The 26289-nt window shown below is 65.4% G+C and carries 26 protein-coding genes; 18 read left to right on the forward strand and 8 right to left on the reverse strand.

Translation table 11 applies throughout. The features are described from left to right. Positions 1-180 precede the first annotated feature (180 nt). Positions 181-558, reverse strand: coding sequence for a winged helix-turn-helix transcriptional regulator (locus tag BI327_RS27520; protein WP_076864434.1), 378 nt, complete (start codon positions 556-558; stop codon positions 181-183). Between the two features lie 148 nt (positions 559-706). Between BI327_RS27520 and BI327_RS27525 the strand changes: the two genes are divergently transcribed. The 7 genes from BI327_RS27525 (at position 707) to lepB (ending at position 6616) form a co-directional block, all read left to right on the forward strand. Continuing rightward, on the forward strand, positions 707-1087 hold the full coding sequence (locus BI327_RS27525) for a DoxX family protein (protein WP_076864435.1): 381 nt from the start codon (positions 707-709) through the stop codon (positions 1085-1087). 45 nt (positions 1088-1132) lie between these two features. Then, positions 1133-1876 carry an SDR family NAD(P)-dependent oxidoreductase gene (locus tag BI327_RS27530; RefSeq protein WP_076864813.1) on the forward strand — a complete coding sequence of 248 codons (744 nt, stop codon included), beginning with the start codon at positions 1133-1135 and terminating at the stop codon, positions 1874-1876. 2 nt (positions 1877-1878) lie between these two features. Continuing rightward, positions 1879-2268: an MAPEG family protein gene (locus BI327_RS27535; RefSeq protein ID WP_076864436.1), complete on the forward strand. Its 390-nt coding sequence runs from the start codon at positions 1879-1881 to the stop codon at positions 2266-2268. A gap of 127 nt (positions 2269-2395) precedes the next feature. Further along, positions 2396-2728, forward strand: coding sequence for a hypothetical protein (locus BI327_RS27540; RefSeq protein ID WP_076864437.1), 333 nt, complete (start codon positions 2396-2398; stop codon positions 2726-2728). A 188-nt stretch (positions 2729-2916) separates the two neighbouring features. After that, on the forward strand, positions 2917-4146 hold the full coding sequence (locus tag BI327_RS27545; RefSeq protein WP_076864438.1) for an MFS transporter: 1230 nt from the start codon (positions 2917-2919) through the stop codon (positions 4144-4146). Between the two features lie 150 nt (positions 4147-4296). Then, positions 4297-5469: an acyl-CoA dehydrogenase family protein gene (locus tag BI327_RS27550; RefSeq protein ID WP_076864439.1), complete on the forward strand. Its 1173-nt coding sequence runs from the start codon at positions 4297-4299 to the stop codon at positions 5467-5469. A 568-nt stretch (positions 5470-6037) separates the two neighbouring features. Then, on the forward strand, positions 6038-6616 hold the full coding sequence (gene lepB, locus BI327_RS27555; protein WP_076864440.1) for a signal peptidase I: 579 nt from the start codon (positions 6038-6040) through the stop codon (positions 6614-6616). A gap of 234 nt (positions 6617-6850) precedes the next feature. Here lepB and BI327_RS27560 read toward each other — a convergent pair whose 3' ends face one another. Beyond that, entirely contained in the window at positions 6851-7258 is a 408-nt protein-coding gene (locus BI327_RS27560) for a hypothetical protein (protein ID WP_076864441.1), read from the reverse strand. 268 nt (positions 7259-7526) lie between these two features. Between BI327_RS27560 and BI327_RS27565 the strand changes: the two genes are divergently transcribed. From BI327_RS27565 to BI327_RS27575, 3 genes are all read left to right on the forward strand, one after another. Further along, positions 7527-7784: a hypothetical protein gene (locus BI327_RS27565; protein ID WP_076864442.1), complete on the forward strand. Its 258-nt coding sequence runs from the start codon at positions 7527-7529 to the stop codon at positions 7782-7784. Between the two features lie 225 nt (positions 7785-8009). After that, the gene (locus BI327_RS27570; RefSeq protein WP_076864443.1) at positions 8010-9977 is read left to right on the forward strand and encodes a methyl-accepting chemotaxis protein; all 1968 of its coding nucleotides are present in this window, start codon (positions 8010-8012) and stop codon (positions 9975-9977) included. Positions 9978-10050: 73 nt separating this feature from the next. After that, complete coding sequence (locus BI327_RS27575) at positions 10051-10506, forward strand: DUF1801 domain-containing protein (protein WP_076864444.1); 456 nt, start codon at positions 10051-10053, stop codon at positions 10504-10506. Between the two features lie 146 nt (positions 10507-10652). Here BI327_RS27575 and BI327_RS27580 read toward each other — a convergent pair whose 3' ends face one another. Together BI327_RS27580 and BI327_RS27585 are read right to left on the reverse strand one after the other, a co-directional pair. Continuing rightward, positions 10653-12851 carry a putative bifunctional diguanylate cyclase/phosphodiesterase gene (locus BI327_RS27580; RefSeq protein ID WP_083742236.1) on the reverse strand — a complete coding sequence of 733 codons (2199 nt, stop codon included), beginning with the start codon at positions 12849-12851 and terminating at the stop codon, positions 10653-10655. 340 nt (positions 12852-13191) lie between these two features. Next, on the reverse strand, positions 13192-13629 hold the full coding sequence (locus BI327_RS27585; RefSeq protein WP_245334952.1) for a L,D-transpeptidase: 438 nt from the start codon (positions 13627-13629) through the stop codon (positions 13192-13194). A gap of 197 nt (positions 13630-13826) precedes the next feature. Here BI327_RS27585 and mepA point away from each other — a divergent pair, with 197 nt between their 5' ends. The 6 genes from mepA to BI327_RS27615 all read left to right on the forward strand — a co-directional run bounded on the left by mepA (position 13827) and on the right by BI327_RS27615 (position 19171). Beyond that, positions 13827-14774 carry a penicillin-insensitive murein endopeptidase gene (gene mepA / locus BI327_RS27590; protein ID WP_076864445.1) on the forward strand — a complete coding sequence of 316 codons (948 nt, stop codon included), beginning with the start codon at positions 13827-13829 and terminating at the stop codon, positions 14772-14774. A gap of 194 nt (positions 14775-14968) precedes the next feature. Next, a complete protein-coding gene (locus BI327_RS27595; protein WP_076864446.1) occupies positions 14969-15478 on the forward strand; it encodes a hypothetical protein in 510 nt (169 codons plus the stop codon). Positions 15479-15685: 207 nt separating this feature from the next. Beyond that, positions 15686-16471, forward strand: a complete 786-nt coding sequence (gene modA, locus BI327_RS27600) for a molybdate ABC transporter substrate-binding protein (protein WP_076864816.1) — start codon at positions 15686-15688, stop codon at positions 16469-16471. Then, entirely contained in the window at positions 16471-17166 is a 696-nt protein-coding gene (modB, locus tag BI327_RS27605) for a molybdate ABC transporter permease subunit (protein WP_076864447.1), read from the forward strand. Before modA ends, modB begins: the two co-directional genes overlap by 1 nt. 2 nt (positions 17167-17168) lie before the next feature. Next, positions 17169-17840 carry a molybdenum ABC transporter ATP-binding protein gene (modC, locus tag BI327_RS27610; RefSeq protein ID WP_076864448.1) on the forward strand — a complete coding sequence of 224 codons (672 nt, stop codon included), beginning with the start codon at positions 17169-17171 and terminating at the stop codon, positions 17838-17840. An 89-nt stretch (positions 17841-17929) separates the two neighbouring features. Next, the gene (locus tag BI327_RS27615) at positions 17930-19171 is read left to right on the forward strand and encodes a hypothetical protein (protein WP_143271704.1); all 1242 of its coding nucleotides are present in this window, start codon (positions 17930-17932) and stop codon (positions 19169-19171) included. Between the two features lie 9 nt (positions 19172-19180). Here the strand turns inward: BI327_RS27615 and BI327_RS27620 are convergent, their stop codons facing one another. Then, positions 19181-20974: a potassium/proton antiporter gene (locus BI327_RS27620; RefSeq protein WP_076864450.1), complete on the reverse strand. Its 1794-nt coding sequence runs from the start codon at positions 20972-20974 to the stop codon at positions 19181-19183. A gap of 239 nt (positions 20975-21213) precedes the next feature. Here BI327_RS27620 and BI327_RS27625 point away from each other — a divergent pair, with 239 nt between their 5' ends. Both BI327_RS27625 and map read left to right on the forward strand, forming a co-directional pair. Then, complete coding sequence (locus BI327_RS27625) at positions 21214-22530, forward strand: mechanosensitive ion channel family protein (RefSeq protein WP_076864451.1); 1317 nt, start codon at positions 21214-21216, stop codon at positions 22528-22530. Positions 22531-22694: 164 nt separating this feature from the next. Then, a complete protein-coding gene (gene map, locus BI327_RS27630) occupies positions 22695-23519 on the forward strand; it encodes a type I methionyl aminopeptidase (protein WP_050426054.1) in 825 nt (274 codons plus the stop codon). A 69-nt stretch (positions 23520-23588) separates the two neighbouring features. Here map and BI327_RS27635 read toward each other — a convergent pair whose 3' ends face one another. The 3 genes from BI327_RS27635 to BI327_RS27645 form a co-directional block, all read right to left on the reverse strand. Next, entirely contained in the window at positions 23589-24788 is a 1200-nt protein-coding gene (locus BI327_RS27635) for an MFS transporter (RefSeq protein WP_076864452.1), read from the reverse strand. A gap of 57 nt (positions 24789-24845) precedes the next feature. Then, the gene (locus BI327_RS27640; protein WP_076864453.1) at positions 24846-25469 is read right to left on the reverse strand and encodes a TetR/AcrR family transcriptional regulator; all 624 of its coding nucleotides are present in this window, start codon (positions 25467-25469) and stop codon (positions 24846-24848) included. Positions 25470-25531: 62 nt separating this feature from the next. Further along, positions 25532-26251 carry a DNA-3-methyladenine glycosylase I gene (locus tag BI327_RS27645; RefSeq protein WP_076864454.1) on the reverse strand — a complete coding sequence of 240 codons (720 nt, stop codon included), beginning with the start codon at positions 26249-26251 and terminating at the stop codon, positions 25532-25534. Between the last annotated feature and the right edge of the window lie 38 nt (positions 26252-26289).

Consider the following 26289-nt stretch of genomic DNA (forward strand, 5'->3'; position numbering starts at 1 on the left):
GGGCGTGACCAGGCAGGTCTGGTCCGCGGCTTTCGGGGACCGGGCGACAAAAAAGTCGAAAACAACCCCATGCACCGTGGGTGTCAACCTTCATCGCCGCTCTGAAGGTGGCTGGGATGCAGCCCCCGACACCAGCCCGCCGCCAGCAGACGGAAGCGGCGGCAGCTTGAGTTGGCGCATTCAGGCCTTGGCCTTGCGGCCGCGACCGCCAGATCTTGCTGGCACGCTCCTTCCATATTCATGCCACCAGGCCGTTAGCGCCTCCATCGTCGGGCCGAGCCCGCGCGCCTTCTTGGTGATCGCATATTCAACGCGGAGGGGCACTTCCGCGAACACCGTGCGCGATATCAGGCCGTCCGCTTCGAGTTCGCGAAGTTGTGCCGTGAGCATGTGCTGAGTGATGCCGGGGATGGCTTTTCGCAACTCGCCGAAGCGGTAGACCCGCTGATTGAGCAGCCACATGATCTCCAGCTTCCACTTGCCTGAGAGCAGCGCGAATGCGCGCCGCATCTCCTCATGCATGTTTATCTCTGCGCTTTTCATAGTATGCTTCTCCATACCTACAGCAACTTATTCATCCTACTTGCGATTATCAATCTTGATCCGCATTTTCGATGTGCGCTGCTGAGGCACAAAGGAATTGCACTGCGGCGCCAATCAACCCCAACCGAGGAGTTGCTGTCGCGCCAGCAATCACAACGACCACATGGCTACCATCTGCACATACTGGATCAGCACAGCACTGTTGACGCTGCTGTATCTGTCCTCCGCCGTTATGTACCTGACGAAAGGGAAATGGGTCCGGCAGACGCTCGCCGGCCTTGGATACCCGGCCTATCTCGTGCCACTCATGATCGTGGTTAAAGTCTTGGGCCCGGCCGCAGTCCTTTCGCGCATCAACGTCGGGCTCAGCGACCTCGCTTACGCGGGCATGTTCTATCATCTGCTGTTAGCTGGTCTGGCGCATTTCGCCGTGCGGAAGCCCAACGAGGCGTTGCCCGCCATCGTCGGCCTCGCGTTGCTCATCACTTCCTTCGTTACGCAGAACGCCGCACGCGGAATCGCGTCGCCATACGGGCTGTTCTGACGAGAAGGAAAGCGATCAACACAACAACTATCGAAGGAGATGAACATGAATAGACTCAATGCAAAAGTTGCCATTGTCACCGGCGCCGGTCGCGGTATTGGCCGGTCTATCGCGAAGCTGTTCGCTGCGGAGGGCGCAAAGGTTGCGGTCCTGTCGCTCACACCTGCAAACGTGGATGCCGTCGTCGCAGAGATCGAAGGGACGGGCGGCACGGCGCTGGGCGTCGTCTGCGATATCAGCGATGCTGACCAGGTCAAATCGGCGATCGATAAGGTGGTCGCGGCTTACGGCGGGATCGATATTCTCGTGAACAATGCGTTCGATCCGTCCGTTCCCAACTCATCCGTCAAGGATTTGTCAGTCGAGCAGTTGCAGCGCAACTTCGAGACGGGCCCAATCGCGTATCTGCGAACGATGCAAGGTTGTTACCCCTACCTAAAGATGAGCGGCAAAGGTCGTGTCATCAACTTCGGTTCGATGGCCGGCGTCCTCGGCTTGACCGGTTATGGTCCCTACAACATGGCAAAAGAGGCGGTGCGCGCCCTGACGCGGACCGCTGCCCGCGAATGGGGCGTCGACAAAATCACCGTGAATAACATCCTGCCGCTCGCGGAGACATGGGACTCAGCCGCAAATGTGCCCGCACCGACAAACGCGCTGGCCCGATACGGCGCGCCGGAAAATGACGTCGCGCCGGTCGTCCTGTTCCTTGCGAGCGAGGACGCGCAGTTTGTGACGGGAGCCAGCCTCCCCGCTGACGGCGGCGCAATCATCGACGGCGCGCGCTAGTCATGACTGTACTCCCCACCACTTCCGTGTTCGCGGCAGCCTTTGCTGTTTCCCTTGTCGCCCTGTCGTTTCCCATTTCCGTGCGCCGCGCGAAGGTCGGGCAGATGGTCGGCGACAGCGCCGACGAGACGCTGCGTCGGCGCATTCGCGCCCAGGGCAACTTCATCGAGTACGTTCCACTTGGGGTGATCTCGCTGGGCCTGGTCGAGGCGCACGTCGCCGCGGCCTGGATGGTTGTTGCCATCGGGACAACGCTTGCGTCCGGGCGGCTCCTGCATGCAATCGGCATGCTTTGGGGATTGGAGGCGCTACGCGGTTTCGGGATGCTCTTGACCTACGCAGCGCTGCTTGTTGCGGCTGGATGCCTCGTTCTGGACGCAGCGCCTTGGTAGCCCGGACGTCGGCTGCCAACCCAGGGCCGAGATGCCCCTGGCGCAGTCGATGTCGCTCCTTATCTCAGCAACAAAACGCACCATGATTTGAATCGCCATCGCACGGCCGCCCGACTAGACTCGGGTCATGTTGCGCATCCTGTCCCTCCTCGTCGTCATCCTCGCCTTGCTGCAGCCGGACCTGAGCTCGGCCGCATCGTCGAAAAAGCGGCATGGCAGCACCCGCTGGCATGGCTACGGCTTCCTGCCCGGCTACCGGCAACCGCCCAATCAGACCATTCCGGTGCTCGGCCCGCGCGGCGCCGCCCGCGGCTACCCGGACTATGCGCCGCGCTACTGGTATGGCGACGATTTGTATTATTTCGGCCGCCCCGGCTTCTACCGCGGCCGCTACAATGGCGGCAGTTTTGGTCCGTGCTGGACCTGGACGCCGATCGGCCGGGCCTGGCAGTGCGGCTAACCTCAATCTGACCGCGGCGTTTCCGCGCGGTCCGAAAGCTCTGCGTGAGGTGAGCTCACATCGCTGCGAGCCATGCGCGGCGCGATGTCTGCGCGGCGAGCAAGCGAGCTTGCCCATGGCGGACGGATGCGCCACCATCCCCTCAAGCGCGGACCAACAACAGCAAAACCGCGCAGACGGGGAAACGCATGAGCAAGGCCGCTCGGTTCGATTATGGCTGGGTCGTGGTCGGCGCGGGCGCGCTGATGACCTGCGTCGGCTTCGGCACCATGCTGTCGCTCGCGGTGTTCCTGCAGCCAATCTCGGATGCGATGGGCTGGTCGCGCGCCGGCATCTCGGCGGCGGCGACGCTGGACTTCCTCTGCATGGGTTTTGCGGCGTTCGCCTGGGGCGCGCTGTCCGACCGCTTCGGCACCCGCATCGTGGTGCTGGCCGGCAGCCTGCTGCTCGGGCTCGGCCTCGTGAGCGCAAGCCAGGCGCAGAGCCTGTGGCAATTCCAGCTCTGCTTCGGCGTGCTGATCGGGATCGCCGCCGGCAGCTTCTATGCGCCGATGATGGCGCTGGCGAGCGCCTGGATCGACAAGCATCGCAGCCTCGCGGTCGCACTCGTTTCGGCCGGCATGGGCGTATCGCCGCTGACGGTCGCGCCATCGGCGAGCTGGCTGATCACGGCCTATGACTGGCGCTTCGCGATGCTCGTGATCGGCATCGCCGCATGGGCGCTCTTGATCCCCGCATCGTTCCTGGTGCGCCCGGCGCCGCAGGGAACGACGGTTGCGACCAACGCGCCCACCGCGGGCGCGCCGCAAACCGAATGGACCGCAGCGCAGGCGCTGCGCACGCCGCAATTCATCACGCTCGCGCTGGCGCATTTCGCCTGCTGCGCGGCGCATTCGGGGCCGATCTTCCACATGGTCTCCTACGCCATGGTCTGCGGCATCGCGCCGTTGACTGCGGTCACGGTCTACAGCCTCGCCGGCTTCTCCGGGCTCGGCGGCCGGCTGCTGCTCGGCGTGCTCGCCGACCGGCTCGGCGCCAAGCCGGTTTTGGTCGGCGGCCTCCTGGTGCAGGCGCTGTCGATCGCGACGTATCTTGCGGTGGCGCAGCTCGGGCAGTTCTACGCGCTGTCGGTCGTGTTCGGCCTCGCCTATGGCGGCGTGATGCCGCTCTATGCCGTGCTGGTGCGCGAGTTCTTCGGCGCGCGCATCATGGGCACCGTGTTCGGCGCGGTGTCGGCGTTTGCGAGCCTCGGCATGGCGCTCGGGCCGTGGGCCGGCGGTTACGTGTTCGACACGTTCCACGGCTATACATGGCTGCACGCCGGTTCCTTCGCGATCGGCCTCGCCGCGGTTGCCGTGGCGCTGAGTTTCTCGACCAAGCGCCAGCCGTCGCTCGATCTCGGGCGCGCCGCCGCCTGAGCGCGGATGAATCCACGCTCGCGCATCGCTGACGGATAGCTGATCTGCGTCGGCGCCGTCCCGCCTTGGCTTCCCTTGCCCTCCTTTGCCGGATGGGCCACCATCGCGTGACCCGCCCAACAAGAACGTCAGAAGGCGCCGAGGAAACGCATGAACAAGCCGCAGGGAGTAGACCTTGTCGAGCGGGCGCGCGCGCTGGCGCCGCTGATCACGAGTGAAGCCGACGAGATCGAACGGACGCGACGGCTGACGCCTTCCGTCACATCGGCGCTGGTCGAGAACGGGCTCTATCGCGCGCTGCTGCCGAAGCGTTTCGGCGGCGCCGAGGCGACGCTGGACGCCTTCATGCAGATGCAGGAGGAGATCGCCAAGGCCGACGCCTCGACCGCCTGGTGCCTCGGCCAGTGCAGCGTCTGCGCCATGACCGCAGCCTATCTCGAGCCCGACGCCGCCCACGAGATCTTCAACACCGCGCCCGGCATCCTGGCCTGGGGTGCGATCGCCCATGAGGTCCGCGCCGAGCCCGGCGGCTATCGCGCCAGTGCGCGCTGGGACTTCGCCTCGGGCTCGCGGCAGGCGAGTTGGCTCGGCGCCCATGTCCGCATCGTTGAGGCCGACGGTTCGCCGCGCAAGAAGGCCGACGGCTCGCCGGAGATCCGCACCATCCTGTTCCCGATGTCGCAAGCGACAATGTACGACGTCTGGGACGTGATCGGCCTGAAGGGCACCGGCACCGATTCCTATTCGGTCGACAACCTCTTCATTCCGGACAAATTCGCGGCGCTGCGCGACGATCCCGCCGCGTGCCGCGAGCCGGGCCCGCTCTACAAGCTCTCCACCAACATGGTGTTCAGCATGGGCTTTGCCGCCACCGCGCTCGGCGTCGCGCGCGCCATGCTGGATGCGGCGACCGAGCTTGCGCGCGGCAAGACCCCGCAAGGCCTCAAGGCGATGCGCGACAACAACGCCGTGCAGGGCCAGATCGGCCGCACCGAGGCCAGCCTGCGCGCCGCGCGCGCCTATCTGTATGCGACGGCACACGAGGTCTGGAGCGATCTCGCCCGCGGTGAAGCGATCAGCGAGGCGCACCGGATCGCGATCCGCATCGCCTCGACCTGGACCATCCACCAGTCCGCCGCGGTGGTCGACATCGCCTATCACATGTCCGGCGCGACCGCGGTATTCGCGAAGAATCCTTTCGAGCGACGGTTTCGTGACATGCACGCGATCGCCCAGCAGATCCAGGCCCGCGACACGCAGTATGAGGACGCCGGCAAGGCGATCCTGTCGGGCAATCTCGCAGCACCGCCGACGACGCGCTGAGGCGCGATGAAGTCAGATTGAAGCAGGGCGCGCACCGATACGTCGCAATGTCGGCTTTCCCCTAGCACCGGACATCGCCGCGTGACCACGGTATGTCCGTTATGGGCCAACAAGAGACACTGGCGGCCTGGCGTGGTTGCGCGATATTATCGATGCAACCCTTGACGGCAACGACAAGATTTGGAAAGTGGTAGCCACTCAGGGCTCCTCACTAGTCGCTTAGAAATGAACGATGCGCATATTTTGGGTCGGATGCGGACTTATCGCTGTTCTCACACTTGTCGTCGTTCCTTATGTGTCAAATGATCAATGCAAGAAGCGATGGGAGCCAATGAAACAGGAGGCTTATTGGGATTGGCAAGCAGGGTGCGTGGTGAAAATTGGACGTGCCCTCGTTCGTGAGGAGAACGTCCAGATCGGCCCCGCGATAAAGTTCAATGCGCCGAAATCAAACTAGGCACAATTTTACTTTGAACCAGCGCTCCTCGGGCAATTGCTAACAACGGCCCGTCGTTCGGAACAGGCGGCTACCGAGAAAGCGCGGCTAACAGGGTTTTAAAGAGGTTTAATGTCCATTCCCGCCCTGATCCTCTCGCTCGTCGCCAGCCTGCTGAAGCCGCTGGCGGTCGAATCGTCATCGATGGCCCCGACAATTTTGGTCGGCGACAGCGTCAGCATCGTCGCCTATGCCGCCGACACGATTCCGGGGCGTGGTGATGTCGTTGCGTTGACGTCGCTCAAGTCAGGCACCTCGGCTCCGTTCCTCAAGCGGGTGGTCGGATTGCCGGGCGATCGCATCCAGATGCGGGATGGACAGCTCTGGATCAATGGCCAGCCGGTGAAGCAGGAGAAGATGCAGGATTTCGTCGGAGAGCGTCTTTGTGGCGTGCCGGGCGTCGCTCCGGTCAAGCAATGGCACGAGACGTTGCCGAACGGTGTCAGCTACCAGACGCTGGATTGTCAGGCGCAGTCGGCTCTCGACAACGACAATGTTCACACCGTGGCGGCAGGCGCACTTTTCGTCATCGGCGACAACCGGGACAATTCGGTCGACAGCCGGATGCCAATGCAGATGGGTGACGTGCCTTTCGGCAACATCATCGGCCGGGTCGAGCGTGTGATCCCTGGTCCGGCGAGTCGGAAGTAGTCTCGTTGCGCGAGGCCGAGATCAACACCAACAGCTACTCGTTGCCGCGCGGCGGTTGATTTGGGGATCGTGTGGCGCTACTGACTATGTCCGGTCTAACCCCCGACAGCCGACATGCGAATGAGCCTCCGGCTTCGTCGGTATGGGCCAGAAAGCGACATCGGCGGCCGTGCTTTTATGATGCAGCCGCATCGCGGTAACGAACACGATGCGCCGAAAGTGCCATCGAATACGCTATGTAGCGGCTTGCGGTGGTTTCTGCAGGGTGATTTGTGGCGAGTAAGTGCCTATCACCTCCACGCAGGTGTCTATTCCCGCGACTAGGAAGTGCTGGAGAGGCAAATTCCCCTCAACTTGAATAAAGTCTTGGACGACATCGCTGCCCTTTAACAAATAGAGCGTCCCGATCTGCACACCTTGATCGGCGCGAGTGGTCCAATAACTTACAAGTTGCCGCTCATCATGGACGCGAAAGCTGGTCGGGCGAGGGAAAACGATCTGGGCAATTTGGCCTTCACGCTCCAGGCGCAGGCGTAAGTCCCAGCCTGTGGAGTGGCCAAAGGTCACTTCCACCACTTCCCACATCGGGCCACCAAGTGGCCAAGTTAATTCATCGTCAATCAGATAAAATTGCTCAATCATGCGATCAGCTATCGACCAGCGGCATGGAAGTGGCAGCCCAATTGTTGCACCTTGGACCATACAATGTGAAGCCTGCTTCGGGTCGCCAGCGGTCGATGACGATTGAACTGAGCGAAGTCCGCTCTACCCCAGCGAACCAACCTCCGAGGTGGTCAGAGGGATCGTCGGCCACGGACCAACGACGGGCGCTGCGTCTCGGAAAATTTTAGCTGTGGGGTTTGCTCGCGTTTCAGTTGAACGCCGTAGAAGAGCGGCCAGGGAGGACGTTATGCAGGCGCTTGTCTGGAACATCGTTATCGGTACACCGCTCGTCGGATCGCTCATCCTGTTCGTCCTTCTAAACTACCTGCCTGGCATTGCCCCCCGCTACGCCGTTCCGGCAGGGCTCGGACTCTTCGCCATAGCTCTCGCAATCGCGGCCTTGCGCAACCGCCTGACGATCGGGACGTGGACCCGGACGCTCACGCCAGCGGAACGCCAAATGATGGACGCTCGCATTCGTCGATCCAAAAAATTCGGCCTCTAGGTGTTCGTCGCTTTCCTGCCGGTCGTGTGCGTCACGGTCGGTTGAGGCGACGCGAGTCTGCCGTCCGACCCGTGCGGCCGAACGTCATCTCGACCTGCTGCATGGTACGAAAGTAGGCACCTGCGGCCGTGATCCCCGCACGAATTTCGGCGGCGCAACATCCGGTTGTTAAGCTTTTTCTGAGAGCTTGCGGACGGCGCTAATGCCTGGAGTTCCGCCGGTACCATGTTCACGCTTCGATCGATTGCCGCCCGCCTGATCCTGGCGATTTCCCTGACCGTTGCCGTCGCCTGCGCCATCCTCGGCGGCTTCTCGATCAGCCAGCAGCGGGCGCTGACGCGGCTCGCGCTCGATCAGCAGCTCAAGCTGCAATATGACAGTGTGATTGCAGCGATCGACTATGAAGGCCGCACCGCGCTCGCGGTCTCCGCCGTGATCGCCGCCCTGCCGCCGGTCGAGGACGCCATCGCCAAGGGCGACCGCGACGGCCTCGGCAAGCTGCTCGGCGCCCCCTGGGCATCGATCAAGGCGCAGGGCATCCCGTTGATCTCGTTCTGGCAGGCCCCGGCGACGAGCTTCTACCGGGTCCACGCGCCGAAAACCTTCGGCGACGACGCCTCGACGCGGCGCACCACGGTGGTGGAATCGATCAAGGCCGGCAAGCCGATCGTCGGCGTCGAGCCCGGCCGCGAGGCGCTTTCGATCTTCGGCATGACCCCGGTGATGCGCGACGGCAAGACGCTCGGCAATGTCGACATCGGCGTCGCCTTCGGCAAGGAGTTCGTCGACCGCGCCAAGAAGCGCTTCGGCATCGACCTCGCCGTGCATTCGTTCGACGGCCAGAGCTTCAAGCGGCTGTCCTCGACCTTCGGCGACACCGTGGTCGCGACCCAGGACGAGCTCAAGAACGTGATGAGCGGCGCAGCGGTGTTGCGGGACGCGACGCTCGGCCGTCATGCCGTCGAGCTCTATCTCGGCCAGATCAAGAACTATGCCGGCGAACCGGTCGCCGTGCTCGAGATCATCAAGGACACCAGCGACTATGAAGCCGCCGCGGCGAGCGCCCAGCGCAATTTGATCCTCGGCGTGGTCGCGATCCTCGCCGCCGCCGTGTTGCTCGCATTCCTGCTCGGCCGCGGCCTGTCGCGGCCGCTCATCGCAATCACCGCGGTGATGAACCGGCTGTCGAGCGGCGACACCAGCGTCACGATCCCCGGCAGCGAGCGCCGCGACGAACTCGGCACGATGGCGAAGGCGGTCGACGTGTTCCGCCGCAGCATGATCGAAACCTCTTCGCTGCGCGAGGCGCAGGAAGCCGACAAGGTGAAGGCGGAAGCCGACCGGCAGGCGCTGCAACGGCAGATGGCCGAGCGTTTCGAAGCCGACGTCAAGGGTATGGTCGCCGCCGTGGCGCGGTCGTCGAGCGACATGCAGCGCGTCGCAGGCGAGATCACGACCAGCGTCAACGGCACCTCCGAACGGACCTCGGCGGCAGCCGCCGCGTCCGACGAGGCGGCGGCCAGCGTCAATGCGGTCGCAGCCGCGACCGAGGAGCTGGCGTCATCGATCACCGAGATCGGCCGCCAGGTCACCCATTCCAGCCGCGTCGCCGAGAACGCCGTGGCCAAGGCTGCGGAGACCACCGAGATGGTGACGAGCCTCGCCGCATCCGCCGAGAAGATCGGCGACGTGCTGCGCCTGATCAGCGCGATCGCGAGCCAGACCAATCTGCTGGCGCTCAACGCCACCATCGAGGCCGCGCGCGCCGGCGAGGCCGGTCGCGGCTTTGCCGTGGTCGCCGCCGAAGTGAAGGAATTGGCGAGCCAGACCGCGAAGGCGACCGACGAGATCGCCGGTCAGGTCGGCGCGATCCAGTCTGCCACCGGCAATTGCGTCAGCGCGATCGGCGACATCAGCGGCACCATCCGCGAGATCTCGGGCATCGCCACCGCGATCGCGGCGGCCGTCGAGCAACAGGATTCGGCGACGCGGGAGATCGCCCGCAGCGTGCAGCAGGCGTCGTCCGGGACCGGCGAGGTCTCCGCCAATATCGCCGGCGCGAGCGAGGCCGCCGGCCAATCCCGTGCCCTCACGGGCAATGTGCTGGACACCTCCGGCCAGCTCGGCGATCACGCCTCCGCGCTGTCGCACAGCGTCGACACGTTCCTTGCGGGACTGCGCAACGCGGCGTGAGCCGCGGGGCTGAGCTATGTGACGTTCGGGTCGCTGTGGTAGATAGGCGCGATACGTCCTCGCGGAGCCCATCATGCGCAAACCGGCAGCATCGACCAGCAAGGCGCGACGGCCGTCAGCGAAAGCGGCAGATGGGCTGTTCGACGCCTACCCTGCCCCGGTCAAGGCCAGGCTGCTGGCGCTGCGGCGGCTGATCTTCGAGACCGCGAAGGCGACCAAGGGCGTCGGCGCGCTGGAAGAGACGCTGAAATGGGGTCAGCCGAGCTACCTGACGGCGGAGACCGGCAGCGGCAGCACGGTCCGGATCGATCAGGTGAAGCCGGCCGCCGATCAGGTCGCGGTCTACTTCCACTGCCAGACCAATCTGGTCGAGACCTTCCGCGAGCGCTATCCGGAGCTCAGCTACAGCGGCAACCGCGCGATCCTGCTCGATGTCAGCGGCAAGCTTCCGGAGGCAGCGCTGCGGCATTGTGTTGCGCTGGCGCTGACCTATCATTTGAACAAGCGGCCGACAGGCAGCAAAGCGTAACTCCACCGTCATTGCGAGGAGCGAAGCGACGAAGCAATCCATCCCTCCGCGTACGAGGATAGATGGATTGCTTCGCGGAGCCTGTCATCCGGCGGCGCTACGCGCCGACCGGGTGGCTCGCAATGACGCGGAGAGTACAGAACTCGCTACGCCACCAGCGCCGTCGCGACGCGCTGCGCTTTCAGCAGGCTGATGACCTCGGGGTTCGGCCGCGCCCGGCTGAACAGAAAGCCCTGGCCCTCGTGGCAGCCCTCGGCGCGCAGGCAGCTCAACTCCGCCTCGGTTTCCACACCCTCGGCGGTGATGGTGACGCCGAGCCCGACGCCGAGGCTGACGATCGAGCGCACGATCGCCTGCGCGTCCGGATTGGCGCCGAAGTCGCGCACGAAGGACTGGTCGATCTTGATCTTGTCGAACGGGAAGCTGCGCAGATAGCTGAGGCTCGAATAGCCGGTGCCGAAATCGTCCATCGACATCCGCACCCCGAGCGCGCGCAGCGCATGCAGCGTCGCCAGCACCTGGCTGCTCTTCTCGAGCAGCAGCGTCTCGGTGATCTCGAGCTCGAGCCGTCGCGCCGGCAGGCCGGATTGCCGCAACGCATCGGTGACCAGCGCCAGCAGATTGCCGGTGCGGAATTGCAACGGCGACAGGTTGACCGCGACGCGCACGTCGTCGGGCCATTGCGCCGCGTCCATGCAGGCGCGATGCAGCATCAAGCTGCCCAGCGGATTGATCAGGCCGGTCTCCTCGGCCACCGGAATGAACTCGCCCGGCGAGATCATGCCGCGCTCCGGGTGCGGCCAGCGCACCAAGGCCTCGAAGCCGGTGATGCGTCCGGTCGCAAGATCGACCAGCGGCTGGTAATAGGGCCGCAACTCCTCGTTCTGGATCGCATCGCGCAGATCGATCTCGATCTTGCGGCGGCTCTGGGCGCGCGCATCCATCTCCGCTTCGAAGAACGAGAAGGTGCCGCGGAATTCGCTCTTGGCGCGCGACAAGGCCATGTCGGCGCTCTTCAAGAGCTTTTCGGAATCCTCGCCGTCGCCGGGCGACATCGCGATCCCGATGCTGGCGCCGATCACCACCGAATGCCCCTCCAGCAGATAGGGTTCGCCGATCGCGTCGAGAATCCGCCGCGCCAGCAGCACCGCGTCCTCGGGCCGCATCACGCCGCCCTGAACGATGGTGAACTCATCGGAGTTGAGGCGGGCCAGCGCGTCTTCCTCGCGCAGCGTCGAGCGCAGCCGCTTGGCGACGGCGCGCAGCAGCTTGTCGCCGATGCCGTGGCCGAGCGTCTCGTTGACCGCCTTGAAATTGTCGAGGCCGAGCATCAGCACCGCAACCTTGTCGGTCGAGCGGCGGGTGTGCTGCAGCATCTCTTCCATCTGCTGGCGCAGCAGATTGCGGTTCGGCAGGCCGGTCAGGCTGTCGTGCTGGGCCATGAAGGCGAGCCGCGCCTCGGCGCGCTTGCGCTCGGTGATGTCCATCAGCGCGAGCAGCATCGCCGGCTGGTCGCCATGCATCAGCTGGCGCGAATAGATCGCAAGGTCGATCAGCGTGCCGTCGGCGCGCACATGCTTCCAGGTCCGCGCCGCCTGCTCGTCGCTGCTGCGGCCAGCGGCCCAGGGCAGCTCCGCATCGAACGCCTGCAGGCTCCTGATCGTCATCTTCTCGAATTCGGCACGGACATAGCCGTAATGCGCGATCGCGGCGTCGTTGACGGCAAGAATCCGTTCGCCGTCCAGCGCGCATAAAATCATCGGCACCGGATTGCCGTCGAACAGCAGGCGGAACGAGGCCTCGCGCTGCTTCAGCTCGGTGATGTCGACGCGCAGCCCGACGATGCCGCCGTCCGAGGTCAGCCGCTCCTCGATCAGCACCACGCGGCCGTCGGCCAGCACCTGCTCGTGCCGTTCGCCGGGCTGGTACATCTTCTGGAGCCGCTCGGCGATCCACTCCTCCTCGCGGCCGGCGGCTTCCGGATAATCACCGCGCGCGACGCCGATGCGGATCGTATCTTCGAGACGCGCACCGTGCTCGAACAGGTCGGAGCTGCGCTTGTAGATTTCCGAGTATTTCTTGTTCCAGAGCGTGTAACGGCCTTCGGGGTCCAGGAACACGATGCCTTGCGGCAGGATGTCGATCGCCTCGCGCAGCCGCGCGTTCGACCTGCGCGCTTCGGCGATTGCGGCTTCGGCCTGCGCGCGCTGGCGCACCAGCTCGCTGATCTCGACGGCAGGACGGCGCGAGCTCCCCGGCACTTTCGGCACGGCCTTGAGCCGGCGCCCCCGAGGACGGCTCGCTCTGGCCTGGTTTGGTTTCTTGATTTTCTTTGGCCGCTTCATCGCACTCGCACGCCCCACGCGCATTCCAGCTCAGTGACATTTCTGCGATAAGTCTCTGAAAAATTGGTGTCTCTTGGCGAAGATCTGCGCTGGATGAGAAGTCCGGGCATTGCCTGCTTTGCAGGCGCGTTCACTCGGGACGCGAACGACTGGCCGCGCGCAAGCGGCCGACGGGGCAGATTTGCAGCGTGGACGCGCAACAGCGTGGTGAAGGAAAGGTAAACCGGCGCGCAACTGCACAATGAATGCGCCGAAAGCGCTTCGCGCGCCTCAATGTTTGCCAGCGTGCGACAGGGTTATCGCAGGGTAAAGGCGCGGCGGGTTCAGGTATTGCGGCCGGCTAGTTGGTGATCTCGATCCGCGTGCCGCCGCGGCCATTGCGCTCGACCAGCCCATAGAGCTGTGCCGCGTGCGAGGGATGCAGGCGCACGCAGCCATGCGAGGCCGGCCCGCCGAGACGCGTGAGCTCGTAGGTGCCGTGGATGGCAAAGCCGCCATGGAAGAAGATCGAGTACGGCATCGGCGAGTTGTAGTATTTCTTCGAATACCAGCGCCGCGCCAGCATCTGCGGACGGAACACGCCGCTCGGCGTGCCGTAGCCGCGACGTCCGGTCGATACCGGCCAGTTGTAGCGCGTCATGCCGTCGACGCTGACCGCCATGCGCTGCGATGATTTATCGATGTGAACGACGACATCGGCCCGCGCCGGAGAGAACGCCAACACCGACGCGGTGATCGCGGCAGCAAACCGCAGCCGTACGCAAAATACGCTTGTCATAATAAAGAACGCCTACCCTGAAATTATTGCGCGCATCATGTCGCCTGCAACGCGCTTGTAAAGTGGCGTGGCTCACACGCAGGGCGGGAAGCTGCGGGTAATCTTAATCCGCCCTGTGGGCGATCAAGCAAACGGGATGAAAGCGCGGTCCGGCTGCTGCGAATCCATGCTAGCCTTGCGCAGACAGAGTGATCCGAATGACACCCCGCCTGCGTCTGATCCCGCTCCTGATCTCCGTCCTCGTCGCCTGCACCATTTCCGCGCGGGCGCAGGACAAGGGCTCGCTCAATCCGCAGCCATTGCCGCCGCTCGCTAACCCTAACGATCCAACGATCGGAGCAAAGCAGCTGTTCGCGCGCAAGGTGCTGCCGGCCGCGATGCCGACGCAATCGATCGGCGGCTACACCAAGGGCTGTCTCGCCGGCGCCGCGCAGATGCCGCTCAACGGCGACACCTGGCAGGTGATGCGCCTGTCGCGGAACCGCTACTGGGGCCATCCCAACATGATCGCGCTGTTGAAGCGGCTTGCGGCCAACGCGCACAAGGACGCCGGCTGGCCCGGCATCCTGGTCGGCGATATCGGCCAGCCGCGCGGCGGGCCCGCGCTGTCGGGTCACGCCAGCCACCAGATCGGGCTCGATGCCGACATCTGGCTGACGCCGATGCCCGATCGCAAATTGTCGCGTGAGGATCGCGAGGAGATGTCGGCTGTCATGATGGTGCGCGACGACCGGCTCGATGTCGATCCGCGCGTCTTCACGCCGGGTCATGTGCTGGTCATCCGCGACGCAGCGCGGGAGCCGGCGGTGCAGCGCATCTTCGTCAACCCGGCGATCAAGAAGGCGCTGTGCCGCGAGGCCAAGGGTGATCGCGCCTGGCTGTCGAAGATCCGGCCGTGGTGGGGCCATGACTACCACTTCCACATCCGCATGCGGTGTCCGTCCGGCAGCCCCGCATGCGAGGGACAGAAGCCGCAGACCGAAGGCGAAGGCTGCAAGCCGTCCGATCTCGCCTTCTGGTTCAAGGACTCCGTGCTGCATCCGAAGCCGCCGCCGAAGCCGCCGAAACCGCGCCCGCCGATGACGCTGGCGCAGATGCCGGCGCCCTGCAAGACGGTGCTGAACGCGCCGGACGCCAAGCAGTAAGCATGATCCGGAAAAGTGCGAAGCGGTTTTCCGAAAAGATCATGCTCAAACGAAGCAATAACATCTTCGTCAGGCGGCTATGCCGGCCGGCTCGAACTGCGTTATGATCGCACGTCGTCGCGCCGTAAGCGCGGTCGAGCGATGGATCGGGGCCGCTGATCTGTTTCATCCGCCACAATTGCATTGGACCAGACATGCGCAAACCGCTCCTCGCCGCATCGCTCCTGCTCGTCTCGGCTCCCGCTTTCGCGGCGGAGGAGCCGAGCGGCTGCGACAAGTTCAAATGGTCGATCGACCGCGCGCGCGCGGCGTTGACCGCACCCGATCGCGCCAAGCTTGCGTCGGGCAGCGAACAGACCGCACTGCCGCCGACGGCGATCACGCTGGCGCTGGTCGCCCCTGGTGATGCCAAATTGCCGTCTCCGCCGGAACGCGCGCCCAAGGAGGGCACCTTCGCCGGCTTCACCAGCTTCAAGGCCGCGCCGAAGGCCGGGCTCTATACCGTCAGCCTGTCGGCCGGGGCCTGGGTCGACCTGGTGCAGGACGGGCATTTCCTGAAGCCGAAGGCGTTCAGCGGCGCGACCGATTGCGACGGAATCCGCAAGACCATGAAATACGACCTCGCCGCCAGCCCCTTCGTGCTACAGGTCAGCGGCTCGAAAGAGAACGCGCTGTCGATCGCGATCCAGCCGTCGGACGAGTAGGACGATCCGTTAGACAAACGGTCGCCTTTACCGTAAGTCCCAGCCTGCTATGTTTGCAGTGCGATATCCTTGGGGGACCGTAAGTCCTTCGGGGACCAGCGGAACAGCGCTTCCGTCCGTCGCGGCCAGACCTCACCCAACGCCTGATTTGCGCGCGCATGTTCGCGCGCGAATTCGCACGGAGCGCTATTCATGTCACGACTTTCAATTTCAAGGCTTGCCGGACTTTTCACCGCCTTCGTCTTCCTGTTCGGCGCGATCCATTCGCCGGCGAGAGCCGAGGACAAGACGCTCACCGTCTTCGCCGCCGCCTCGATGAAGAATGCGCTCGACGACATCGACGCGGCCTATACCGCCAAGACCGGCGTCAAGATCAGCGCCAGCTACGCGGCGAGCTCGGCGCTGGCCAAGCAGATCGAGCAGGGCGCGCCGGCCGACGTGTTCGTCTCCGCCGACACCGACTGGATGGACTATGCGATCAAGCAGAAGAACATCAATGAATCCACGCGGGTCAACCTGCTCGGCAATTCGATCGTGCTGATCGCGCCGAAGGATTCCAAGATCGACAACGTCACCATCGCTCCCGGCTTCGATCTGGCAAAACTCGCCGGTGACGGCAAGATCGCCACCGGCGACGTCAAGGCGGTGCCGGTCGGCAAATACGCCAAGGCCGCGCTCGAGAAGCTCGGCGCCTGGCAGGCGGCCGAGCCGAAATTCGCGATGGCCGAGAGCGTGCGCGCGGCGCTGACGCTGGTGGCGCGCGGCGAGGCCGTGCTCGGCATCGTCTATTCGACCGACGCCAAGGTCGAGCCGGGCGTCAAGATCGTCGGCACCTTCCCGGCCGACACCCATCCCGCGATCATCTACCCGGTCGCTGCGACCACGACCGCGAAGCCCGAGACCGCTGAGTATCTCGCCTTCCTGCGCTCGTCGGCGGCGAAGACGATCCTTGAGAAGTACGGCTTCAAGTTCCTGATCAGCCCGACGACTTGATGTTTGAGATCTCGCCGACCGAATGGACGGCGATCCTGCTGTCGCTGCGGGTCGCCGTTATCGCAACGCTGGTGGCGACCCCGTTCGGGATCGCGCTCGCCTGGCTGCTGGCGCGGCGCGATTTCTGGGGCAAGTCGCTGGTCGATGCCGTCGTGCATCTGCCGCTGGTGCTGCCGCCCGTCGTCACCGGCTATCTGCTGCTCCTGACCTTCGGCAAGCGCGGCCTGGTCGGCGGCTGGCTGGCCGATCATCTCGGCATCGTGTTCGCGTTCCGCTGGACCGGCGCGGCACTCGCCTGCGGCGTGATGTCGTTTCCGCTCTTGGTGCGGCCGATCCGTCTCTCGATTGAAGCCGTCGACCGCCGCCTCGAGCAGGCCGCGGAGACGCTCGGCGCCGCACCCTGGCGGGTGTTCGCGACCGTGACGCTGCCGCTGGCGCTGCCCGGCGTGCTGGCCGGCATGGTGCTCGGCTTTGCCAAGGCGATCGGCGAGTTCGGCGCCACCATCACCTTCGTCTCCAACATTCCGGGCGAGACCCAGACCATCTCGTCGGCGATCTATTCGCTGATCCAGACGCCCGACGGCGACACCGCCGCGGCGCGGCTCGTCATCATCTCGGTGGTGCTCGCGGTCGGCGCACTGGTCGCCGCCGAAGTGTTTGCGCGCCGCGCCACCGCGCGCCTGCACGGGCAATAGCGATGCTGCGCGTCGACATCCAAAAGCAGCTCGGCGAATTCTCGCTCACGGCCTCGTTCACCAGCGAGGGCCGCGTCACCGGCCTGTTCGGCGCGTCGGGCTCCGGGAAGACCTCGCTGATCAACACCATCGCGGGCCTGGTTCGTCCCGATCGCGGCACCATCGTGATCGACGGCGAGACGGTCGACGATACCGCGGCCGGCATCCACGTCCCGACCTGGCGCCGCCGCATCGGCTACGTGTTCCAGGACGCGCGGCTGTTTCCGCATCTCGATATCAGGCAGAACCTCGACTACGGCCGCCGCATGAACGGCCTCACCGAGGACCCCGCGCAACACAAGCGGGTCGTCGATCTGCTCGACATCGGCGCCCTGCTCGACCGCCGGCCCGGCAAGCTCTCCGGCGGCGAGCGCCAGCGCGTCGCGCTCGGCCGGGCGCTATTGTCCAAGCCACGGCTGTTGCTGCTGGACGAGCCGCTGGGGGCGCTCGACGAGAGCCGCAAGCTCGAGATCCTGCCCTATCTGGTCCGGCTGCGCGACGAGGCCGGCGTCCCGATGGTCTATGTCAGCCATGACGCGGCCGAGCTGCGCCAGCTGGCCACCCAAATCGTGATGCTGCGCCGCGGTCAGGTGACCGCGTTCGGCGGTGTCAAGGTGTTGACGGCGGGCGGCTAGCTGTTTTTCCGAAAGTCGGCATAAGATAGCCCATCTTGCCTGCTAGGCCCGCGTCGGGACGTCCGACCGGGCATGGGGAAAGGTGCATCGTGCGACTGACTGGCTGGGTATTGCTGCTGATCGGCGGGCTGTTGTGCGCCACGATTTCGTGGGCCGCACTCGGCTTCCTGCTGATGGGCGTCGGCCTGATCGCGCTGCAGGTCGCAGAGCGCCGCAGGCGCCCGGCAGGAGACGCCGCCGCGCCGGCTGGTACCGCGGGATTTACCCCGCCGCGCCTCAGTGCCGGGCTGCAGCCGCCGACCCTCGAACCGGCCGCCGGCCCGGACACGGCGCCGCAGCGTCAGGCCCGCCGCGTAGCCTGGCCTGACAAGACTTCGCCTGACAAGACTTCACCTGAACGGAATTGGCCCGACAAGACCGGCGACGCACCCTACGACCGGGAGGCGTGGCGCCGGCTGGTCGCGAGCGACCCCGATCTCGCCCAGCTCGCCAATGTGCTCGCCGATTACGGCCCGCAATATGTCGACGAGCTGGCGGCGAGCTATCTCGCCGCCCCCGACAAGGGCCGCCTCGCGGACATCGTCGACGGCATCGTCGCGCGCGCCCGGGACGGTCAGCCGGTCCCGCCACCCGCGCAAGCCGAGAGACCCCGGCCACCGCCGCTGCCACCCCGGCCGGAGCCACAAGTGCAGGTCGCCACTCCTGCCGCCAAGCCAGCGGCTTCGCCGAGCAATCGCGCCGATGCGCTGGAAGCGTCCCTGCTCGCGACGGTCGAGGAGGCGTCCGCCAGGATCGCCGCTGAACGCGCGGGTCTCTTCAAAACTCCCAGGGAGCCCGACAAGACCAACGAAAACCGTCCGTCGACCGCGAGCCAGCGCGAACCCCTGTTCGGTCGTGCAGCCCGCGACGCAAAGCCCGCCACCCCGCCGCCGATGCCGGCTGTACCGCCTCCCATGCCGGCGGAGACGCCCGCCGACCTCGAAGCATCGCTGATCGCCGCCGTCAGCGAGGCCGCCGCCAAGCGGGCGGACACGCCCAAGCCGGCGCCGACGCCGGAACGCGCGCCGATCGCGGCGAAGCCGGAGCCGGACAGCCGCGCCGTCGCCCCGGACCCGCCGAAGCCCGCTCCGCTGGCGCCCGCCAAAACACCGGCCGCGAAGTCGGCCGATGATCTCGACGAGTCGCTGCTCGCGGCGCTCGCCGAGATTTCCGGCCAGAAGTTCAAGGACGAACCCAAGCCGGACGCCGCGAAGGGCCCGCCGGCCGAGGACGGTCTGTCCGACATGATCAAGAAGTTCGCCCCGGACTCGAGCTTCCTGCGCAAGACATAACGGCGCCGCTCAGACGCCCGCGACCGACGCCCAGATATCGGCGAGCTTGCGCCGGACGGTCTGCATCCGCGTTTGCGGCACGACCACCTCTTCTTCCTCGGGCAGGCGCAGGCCGACGACATTGACCCGGCCGCCGCTGATGCTGCGCGCCACCAGCACGATCTCGTCGAGCGCGAGCTCGGCACCTTCCTTCGGCGCGCGGTCGAGATTGATGTCGAAATAATCCGCGAGCGTCAGCTTGGCCTGGTGCTCATCGACCTTGACGCCGTAGATCTCGGCGAGCTCGCCGAGCGTATGCTCGGCCGACACCATGAAGTCACCAAGCAGATGCGGATCGGGCGCGCTCGACGGCGCCATGTCGACGAAGAAGCGGTCGAGCGCCTCGGCGCGCTCCGGCGGGGCCAGCAGGTAGATGTAGTCGCCGGGCGCGACCGGATCGGCTTCGACAGGCGTCAGGATCCGCTCGTCGCGGATCACCAATGTCGGCTTCGACCAGGACGGGATCAGCCCGCGGCGGAAATATAGGCTCTTCGGCCGCACCGGATAGCCGACCAGCTGCTGCTCGAGCTGGCCGGGCAGATCGAGCTCGACGCGGCGCGGGCCGCGTTCGGCGCGCGGCAGCGCGACATGCAGCCGCCGCGCCGCCGGCGCCAGCGTCCAGCCCTGTAGCAGCAGCGAGATGATCACGACGACGAAGGCGACGTCGAAATAGAGATAGGCCTTGGACAGACCGACCAGCATCGGGATCGAGGCGAGGAAGATCGCGACCGCGCCGCGTAAGCCCGTCCAGGCGATGAAGACCTTCTCGCGCCAGTTGAACTTGAACGGCGCGAGGCAGATCAGGACCGCCAGCGGCCGGGCCACCAGCATCAGCGCGAACGCCACCAGCACCGCGCCGCCGGCGCTGGAGAGCAGCCGATGCGGCGACACCAGCAGGCCGAGCAGCACGAACATCACGATCTGCGCCAGCCAGGTCGCGGCGTCGAGGAACGTCACCACCGAATTATGCGCGCGGGTCGGCCGGTTGCCGATGATGATACCGGCGAGATAGACCGCGAGGAATCCCGAGGCATGCACGATCTGCGAGCCGCCGAAGATCACCAGCGCCGCCGTGGTGACGAACGGCGCGTGCAGGCCCTGCGGCAGGGCCACGTAGTTCAGCGCGATCACCACCAGCCGGCCGCCGATCACCCCGATGATGGCGCCGAGCACGGCCTCCTGGATGAACTCGAGCGCGATGTGCGAAGCCGAGCTCTGGCCGATCGAGATGAACTCGACCAGCATCAGGGTGAGGAAGATCGCGAACGGATCGTTGGTGCCGGATTCCGCCTCCAGCGTGGCGCCGACGCGCGGGCGCAGGCGCAGGCCCTGGGTATGCACCAAGAGGAACACGGCCGCCGCGTCGGTCGAGGCCACGACTGCGCCGACCAAGAGCGACTCGGTCCAGTTGAGGTCGAGCACGTAGCGGGCGACCGGCGCCGTGATCAGCGCGGTCAGCAGCACGCCGGCGGTCGCCAGCATCATCGAAGGCGCCAGCACGGTGCGGATGCTCGCAAAGCGCGTCTTCAATCCGCCGTCGAACAGGATCAGCGCCAGTGCCACCGAGCCGACCAGATAGGTGGTGCGGACGTCGTCGAACTGCAGCCGGCCGGGGCCGGAATCACCTGCCAGCATGCCGACCAGCAAGAACACCAGCAGCAAGGGGGCGCCGAACCGCAACGCCAGCAGGCTCGACAGGATGCCGGCCATCACCAGCACCGCGCCGAGCAGGATCGCTATACTGACGGAGTCGAGGGATGCCATGCGCCTTCGGAGGTCTCAAATACTTGCAATTGCATCCTTATCGTCGCCACACTGGGACGCCAACCGATTTCTGAGATGAGCGGCAATGTGCCCGGCCCCATCAGCCCTAGCCTTAGCCCTGGCTCTAGGTCGCCCCGACACTGTGGTGTATCGATGGTCGCGTGCGCGGCTTTGTGGGATTCTCCCCTCGCATTCGAATCACATTTGCCTGACCCGCGCTTCGAGTTGAGAATTTGCCGATGGACATGAGCTGGAAGGACGTCCTCGAATCGATCCAATTGGCGCTGCGCTCGGTCGGCGCCGAGGTCGCCTCGCCCTGGTTCTATCTGCAATTCGGCATCATCCTCGCCGCCGCGGGGCTCTCCTACGCCGCCGATACCGCCATTCATGCGCGGGTCGAGCTGTCGTCGCTGGCGATACGCTGGCCGCTGCCGCTCCGGCACTTCGCCCGCGTGATGGTGACGAGCGCCTCCACCGCCGTGTTCGCGGTCCTGATGATCATCTCGCGCATCGTGATGTGGCACGCGACCTGGCCGAGCCGCAGCTACCTGATCGCGGTCTCCGCCAAGCTGGCGCTGGCCTGGCTGATGATCCGGCTCGTCACCTCGGTGATCGACAACGCCTTCATCGTCAAGACGGTGTCGATCGCGGCCTGGGTGGTCGCGGCGCTGAGCATCATCGGCCAGCTCGATTGGGCGGCCGAAACGCTGGATTCCTATGCGGTCGTGGTCGGCGGGCTGCGCCTGACGCCGCTGCTGCTGCTCAAGGCCGGTGCGCTCCTGATCGTGGCGCTGTGGCTGACCAACCTCGCCAGCAATTTCGCCGAGAGCCGCATCAATCGCGCCACCGACCTGACGCCGTCGATCCAGGTGCTGCTGGTCAAGATCATCCGCATCGGCCTGATGGTGCTGGCGATCGCGATCGCGCTCGGCGCGGTCGGCATCAACCTGTCGGCGCTCGCGGTGTTCACCGGTGCGGCCGGCGTCGGCATCGGTCTCGGCTTGCAGAAGATCGTCGCCAATTTCATCAGCGGCCTGATCCTCTTGGTCGACAAATCGGTGAAGCCCGGCGACCTCGTCACGATCGGCGACAATTCGGGCCGGATCAGCGCGATGAAGACCCGTTACATCTCGGTCGCCGCCGGCGATGGCCGCGAATTCCTGATCCCGAACGAGGACCTGGTGACGCAGAAGGTCACCAACTGGACCTACACCGACAAGAACACGCTGGTGAAGATCGCCTTCTCCACCAATTACGACGCCAATCCGCGGCAGGTCTGCAAGCTTGCGATCGCGACCGCCGCGGCCCATCCGCGCGCCACCAAGGGCCGCACGCCGAACTGCATCCTGACCGAGTTCGCCGAGGCCGGGATGAAGTTCTCGCTGACGTTCTGGATCGCCGATCCCGACGGCATGGACAATGTGAAGAGCGACGTCATGCTGTCGCTGTGGGACGCCTTCAGGCAGGAGGGCATCAAGGTGCCCTATCCAGTGCGGGAACTCCGCATCCGCGGCGGCGCGCTGCCGGTCGAGAGCGTGGTCGAGGTCTCCAGCTAACGTTTGAGCACGATTTTCCGGACAATTGGCGGCTATTCCGGATTACGCCGGGAAATCAAGCCGTTTGAACATTGTCCCCATGCCCAAGCTTGGCTTGCACCGGGCGCGCCGATCATTAAATTAGGGCCAGAAATCAGCCCTTTGCCCGCAGAAACATCCCGCCCATGAGCTATATCGACGCCACCGACACCTCGCTTCGCAAGACCGGCCAGATCAAGCTGCACGGACCGAGCGGCTTTGCCGGCATGCGCAAGGCGGGCGCGCTGGTGTCGAAATGCCTCGACGCGCTGACCGACATCGTCAAGCCTGGCGTCCCGACCTCCGTGATCGACGAGTTCGTCCGCAAGTTCGCCTTCGACCACGGCGCCTATCCGGCGACGCTGATGTATCGCGGCTATCGCTACTCGACCTGCACCTCGATCAATCACGTGGTCTGCCACGGCATGCCGGGCGACCGCCCGCTGAAGGAAGGCGACATCGTCAATGTCGACGTCACCTTCATCGTCGACGGCTGGTATGGCGATTCGAGCCGCATGTATGCGATCGGCGCCATCGCGCGGAAGGCCGAGCGGCTGATCGAGGTGACCTATGAGGCGATGATGCGCGGCATTGCCGCGGTCAAGCCCGGCGCCACGACAGGCGATATCGGCCACGCCATCCAGAGCTTCGTCGAACCGCAGGGCATGAGCGTGGTGCGCGACTTCTGCGGCCATGGCCTCGGCCGCCTGTTCCACGACGAGCCGAACATCATCCATATCGGCCGCCCCGGCGAAGGCGCGCCGCTGAAGCCCGGCATGTTCTTCACCATCGAGCCGATGATCAATCTCGGCAAGCCGCATGTGAAGATCCTGTCCGACGGCTGGACCGCGGTGACCCGCGACCGCTCGCTGTCGGCGCAGTTCGAGCACTCGGTCGGCGTCACCGCCGACGGCGTCGAGATCTTCACGCTGTCCGAGCGCCACGGCGAGAAGCCGTGGGTGCAGGTATAACTGGATCCAAGTCTGATTGGGTTTGAGTGCAATCGGGCCGCCGTCTGAGACGACAGCGGCCCGCGCATCTTATTTGGTCTCCGTCGCAAGATAGGCGAGCGCACAGAGCGGCAACACGCCGCCGATTGCGGCCGCCAGCAGCCATCCGCCCGAAGCATAGGCCCAGCCGCCGACGCCCGAGCCGAGCGCGCCGGCGAGGAAGAACGTCGCCATATAGAGCCCGTTGAGCCGGCTGCGCGACTCCGCACCGAGCACGAACAGCGCGCGGAAGCCGAGCACGACATTGGCCTGCACGCCGAAATCGATCGCAATCGCCGCCGCGACGAACAGGGCGAGCGACAGCGTCGAGCCCGGCTCGGTGATCACCGTGAGCGCGAAGCCGGCGCTCGCCAGCAACAGCGCCGCCGCGGTGGCCGGGCGCGTCCAGCCGCGATCGGCGACACGGCCCGCGAGCGGCGCCGATACGACGCCGGCCGCACCGACCAGCGCAAACAGCGCGATTCCGGACTGCGTGAATCTGAACGCGGGCCCGGCGAGAACGAGCGGCACGGTGGTCCAGAACAGGCTGAATGCTGCGAACAGGCTGGCCTGGTAGAGCGCGCGACGCTTGAGCACCGGCGTGGTGCGGGCGAGGTGGACCATGGAGCGCAGCAGCGCACCATAGCCCAGCCGCGTCTGCGGCATCCGCGTCGGCAGCGTCCAGCGCAACAGGATCGCAAGCGACACCATCAGCGCCGCCGAGATCCAGTAGACCATGTGCCAGGACGACACCGAGGCGATGAAGCTCGACGCCGGACGCGCCAGCACCACCCCGATCATCAATCCGCTGGTGACATTGCCGACCACCTGCCCCCTGATGCGCTCGGGCGCCAGGTGGCCGGCATAGGGAATCAGGATCTGCACGGCGACCGACGAGAAGCCGACCGACAGCGCGGCAGCGAGGAATGGCAGCGGATGCCGCGACAACGCAGCCGCAGCGAGCGCGACCGCAGCCAGCGCGATCACCGTCGAGACCAGCCGGCGGTTCTCGATGAGGTCACCGAGCGGAACGATCAGCAAGAGACCCGCGCCATAGCCGAGCTGGGTCATGGTGACGAGCAGGCCCGCATGTTCGGGCAACAGGCCAAGATCCGCGGCAATCGGCCCGGCCAGGGGCTGGGCATAGTAGATATTGGCGACGACCAGTCCGCAGGACAGTGCCAGCAGGAAGGTCAGCCAGGTGGATACCGAATCCGGCTCCGGTCCGGCGTCGGAGGTGATCGTCGTCATAGCGTCTCCATTTCGGGAATAATCATTTCCCAATTAGCCACGAAGCCGGCCGGCAATTCATGCCAGCAGCCTCATCGCGATATCGACTGCGGCGGCGGTGTCCGCCGGCGCCCGCCCGGATTTTCCGACCACGCGCAGGCCCTGCGTCAGGCAGACCATCACGCGCGCCGTGTCGTCCGGATCGATCCGTCCCGAGATCGAGCCGTCCGCCTGCCCCTGCCGGATCAGGTCGGCCAAAAACGCCTCGTTGCGCGCCAGGGTCGCGCCGACCCGTGTCGCGACCTCGCGGTCCACGATTGCGAGTTCGACCGCACTGCCGACGACCATGCAGCCGCGCCGGCCTTCGATGCCCTTGGCCGAGTCGACATAGAAGCCGAGCACGGCGCGCAGCCGCTCGCGCGCCGTGCCGCGGGTCCCGGCGATCAAGGCAATCTGATCGTTGCGCAGGCGCATGTACCGGTCGAGCGCAGCCAGGAAGACCGCGCGCTTGTCCTTGAACGCCTTGTAAATGCTGCCAGACGCAAGCCCCATCGCCCCGGTCAGGTCCTCGATCGAGGTGGCGTTGTAACCCTGTTCGCGAAACACCTTGATGGCCTTGTCGAGCGCCTGGTCCACGTCGAATTCCCGCGGCCGCCCGCGCGGGCGGGCCATCTGCTGCATTCGCTGGACCATGGTCGTCATTCCCTCTTTTAGGAAAAGATCGTTCCCTAAATCAATTCACGTCTTTGTGCGGCGCGGAAAAATCAATAGTCGCTCCGCGTGCGCCTCTCGATCTCCTCGGGTGTGTGGTTCTCTCCGATCGACATCGCGCAGATCCGCGACAGATGCAGATAGGACAGCCCGGTCTCCTCCGCCCAGGCGTTGAACTGCGCCTGCACCTTGGCGAGATCGCGCTTCGACTTGACCTCCTCGGCGATATCGAGGCCGGCATCGCGCAGGCAGGCTGTGACGTCGTGCGAGGTGACGAAGCCGTCCCAGCCGAGGAAGCGCAGCAGCATCTGCCCGGTGTTGCCGCCGAGCCGGCTGCCGCGCTTGGCGAGCAGCTCCAGCAGCCCGATCTCGTTCGACGATGGCCAGGCGCTCAGGAATTTTCCAAAGCTGCCATGCTCGCGCGCGATCTCCTGCACGAAGCGGCCATTGTCGCGCACCGACATGATCTTGGCGCCGTTGCGCACGATCCTGGCGTCGCTCGTCAGCTTCTCCCAGAATTCATCCGATTTGAAGGCGAGCTTGGCGGGCGCAAAGCCGAGGAACGCCTCCTCGAAGCCCTCCCATTTGGCATCGATCACGCTCCAGGCAAAGCCTGCGCAGAACACGCGCCTGGTCATCTCGGCCAGCACGCGGTCATCACCGAGCTTTGCCAGCGCCTTGGCGCCCGCCGGGGGCCGCAACAGCTTCTCCAATGCTTTCGGCCCGCCCTTGCGCTTCTCGGCGCGTGCGCGGATCACCTTGAATGACGTCACGGCGCCCTCCCTGGATTCTTGTTTTGACGCGTTTTCTT

The organism is Bradyrhizobium mercantei (assembly GCF_001982635.1).
Lineage (GTDB): Bacteria > Pseudomonadota > Alphaproteobacteria > Rhizobiales > Xanthobacteraceae > Bradyrhizobium > Bradyrhizobium mercantei.

What these genes read in the sequence shown, in the direction of transcription:
- BI327_RS27520 (WP_076864434.1), bottom strand. Translation starts at nt 558, where the DNA reads ATGGAGAAGCATACTATGAAAAGCGCAGAGATAAACATGCATGAGGAG.
- BI327_RS27525 (WP_076864435.1), top strand. Translation starts at nt 707, where the DNA reads ATGGCTACCATCTGCACATACTGGATCAGCACAGCACTGTTGACGCTG.
- BI327_RS27530 (WP_076864813.1), top strand. Translation starts at nt 1,133, where the DNA reads ATGAATAGACTCAATGCAAAAGTTGCCATTGTCACCGGCGCCGGTCGC.
- BI327_RS27535 (WP_076864436.1), top strand. Translation starts at nt 1,879, where the DNA reads ATGACTGTACTCCCCACCACTTCCGTGTTCGCGGCAGCCTTTGCTGTT.
- BI327_RS27540 (WP_076864437.1), top strand. Translation starts at nt 2,396, where the DNA reads ATGTTGCGCATCCTGTCCCTCCTCGTCGTCATCCTCGCCTTGCTGCAG.
- BI327_RS27545 (WP_076864438.1), top strand. Translation starts at nt 2,917, where the DNA reads ATGAGCAAGGCCGCTCGGTTCGATTATGGCTGGGTCGTGGTCGGCGCG.
- BI327_RS27550 (WP_076864439.1), top strand. Translation starts at nt 4,297, where the DNA reads ATGAACAAGCCGCAGGGAGTAGACCTTGTCGAGCGGGCGCGCGCGCTG.
- lepB (WP_076864440.1), top strand. Translation starts at nt 6,038, where the DNA reads ATGTCCATTCCCGCCCTGATCCTCTCGCTCGTCGCCAGCCTGCTGAAG.
- BI327_RS27560 (WP_076864441.1), bottom strand. Translation starts at nt 7,258, where the DNA reads ATGATTGAGCAATTTTATCTGATTGACGATGAATTAACTTGGCCACTT.
- BI327_RS27565 (WP_076864442.1), top strand. Translation starts at nt 7,527, where the DNA reads ATGCAGGCGCTTGTCTGGAACATCGTTATCGGTACACCGCTCGTCGGA.
- BI327_RS27570 (WP_076864443.1), top strand. Translation starts at nt 8,010, where the DNA reads ATGTTCACGCTTCGATCGATTGCCGCCCGCCTGATCCTGGCGATTTCC.
- BI327_RS27575 (WP_076864444.1), top strand. Translation starts at nt 10,051, where the DNA reads ATGCGCAAACCGGCAGCATCGACCAGCAAGGCGCGACGGCCGTCAGCG.
- BI327_RS27580 (WP_083742236.1), bottom strand. Translation starts at nt 12,851, where the DNA reads ATGAAGCGGCCAAAGAAAATCAAGAAACCAAACCAGGCCAGAGCGAGC.
- BI327_RS27585 (WP_245334952.1), bottom strand. Translation starts at nt 13,629, where the DNA reads ATGACAAGCGTATTTTGCGTACGGCTGCGGTTTGCTGCCGCGATCACC.
- mepA (WP_076864445.1), top strand. Translation starts at nt 13,827, where the DNA reads ATGACACCCCGCCTGCGTCTGATCCCGCTCCTGATCTCCGTCCTCGTC.
- BI327_RS27595 (WP_076864446.1), top strand. Translation starts at nt 14,969, where the DNA reads ATGCGCAAACCGCTCCTCGCCGCATCGCTCCTGCTCGTCTCGGCTCCC.
- modB (WP_076864447.1), top strand. Translation starts at nt 16,471, where the DNA reads ATGTTTGAGATCTCGCCGACCGAATGGACGGCGATCCTGCTGTCGCTG.
- modC (WP_076864448.1), top strand. Translation starts at nt 17,169, where the DNA reads ATGCTGCGCGTCGACATCCAAAAGCAGCTCGGCGAATTCTCGCTCACG.
- BI327_RS27620 (WP_076864450.1), bottom strand. Translation starts at nt 20,974, where the DNA reads ATGGCATCCCTCGACTCCGTCAGTATAGCGATCCTGCTCGGCGCGGTG.
- BI327_RS27625 (WP_076864451.1), top strand. Translation starts at nt 21,214, where the DNA reads ATGGACATGAGCTGGAAGGACGTCCTCGAATCGATCCAATTGGCGCTG.
- map (WP_050426054.1), top strand. Translation starts at nt 22,695, where the DNA reads ATGAGCTATATCGACGCCACCGACACCTCGCTTCGCAAGACCGGCCAG.
- BI327_RS27635 (WP_076864452.1), bottom strand. Translation starts at nt 24,788, where the DNA reads ATGACGACGATCACCTCCGACGCCGGACCGGAGCCGGATTCGGTATCC.
- BI327_RS27640 (WP_076864453.1), bottom strand. Translation starts at nt 25,469, where the DNA reads ATGACGACCATGGTCCAGCGAATGCAGCAGATGGCCCGCCCGCGCGGG.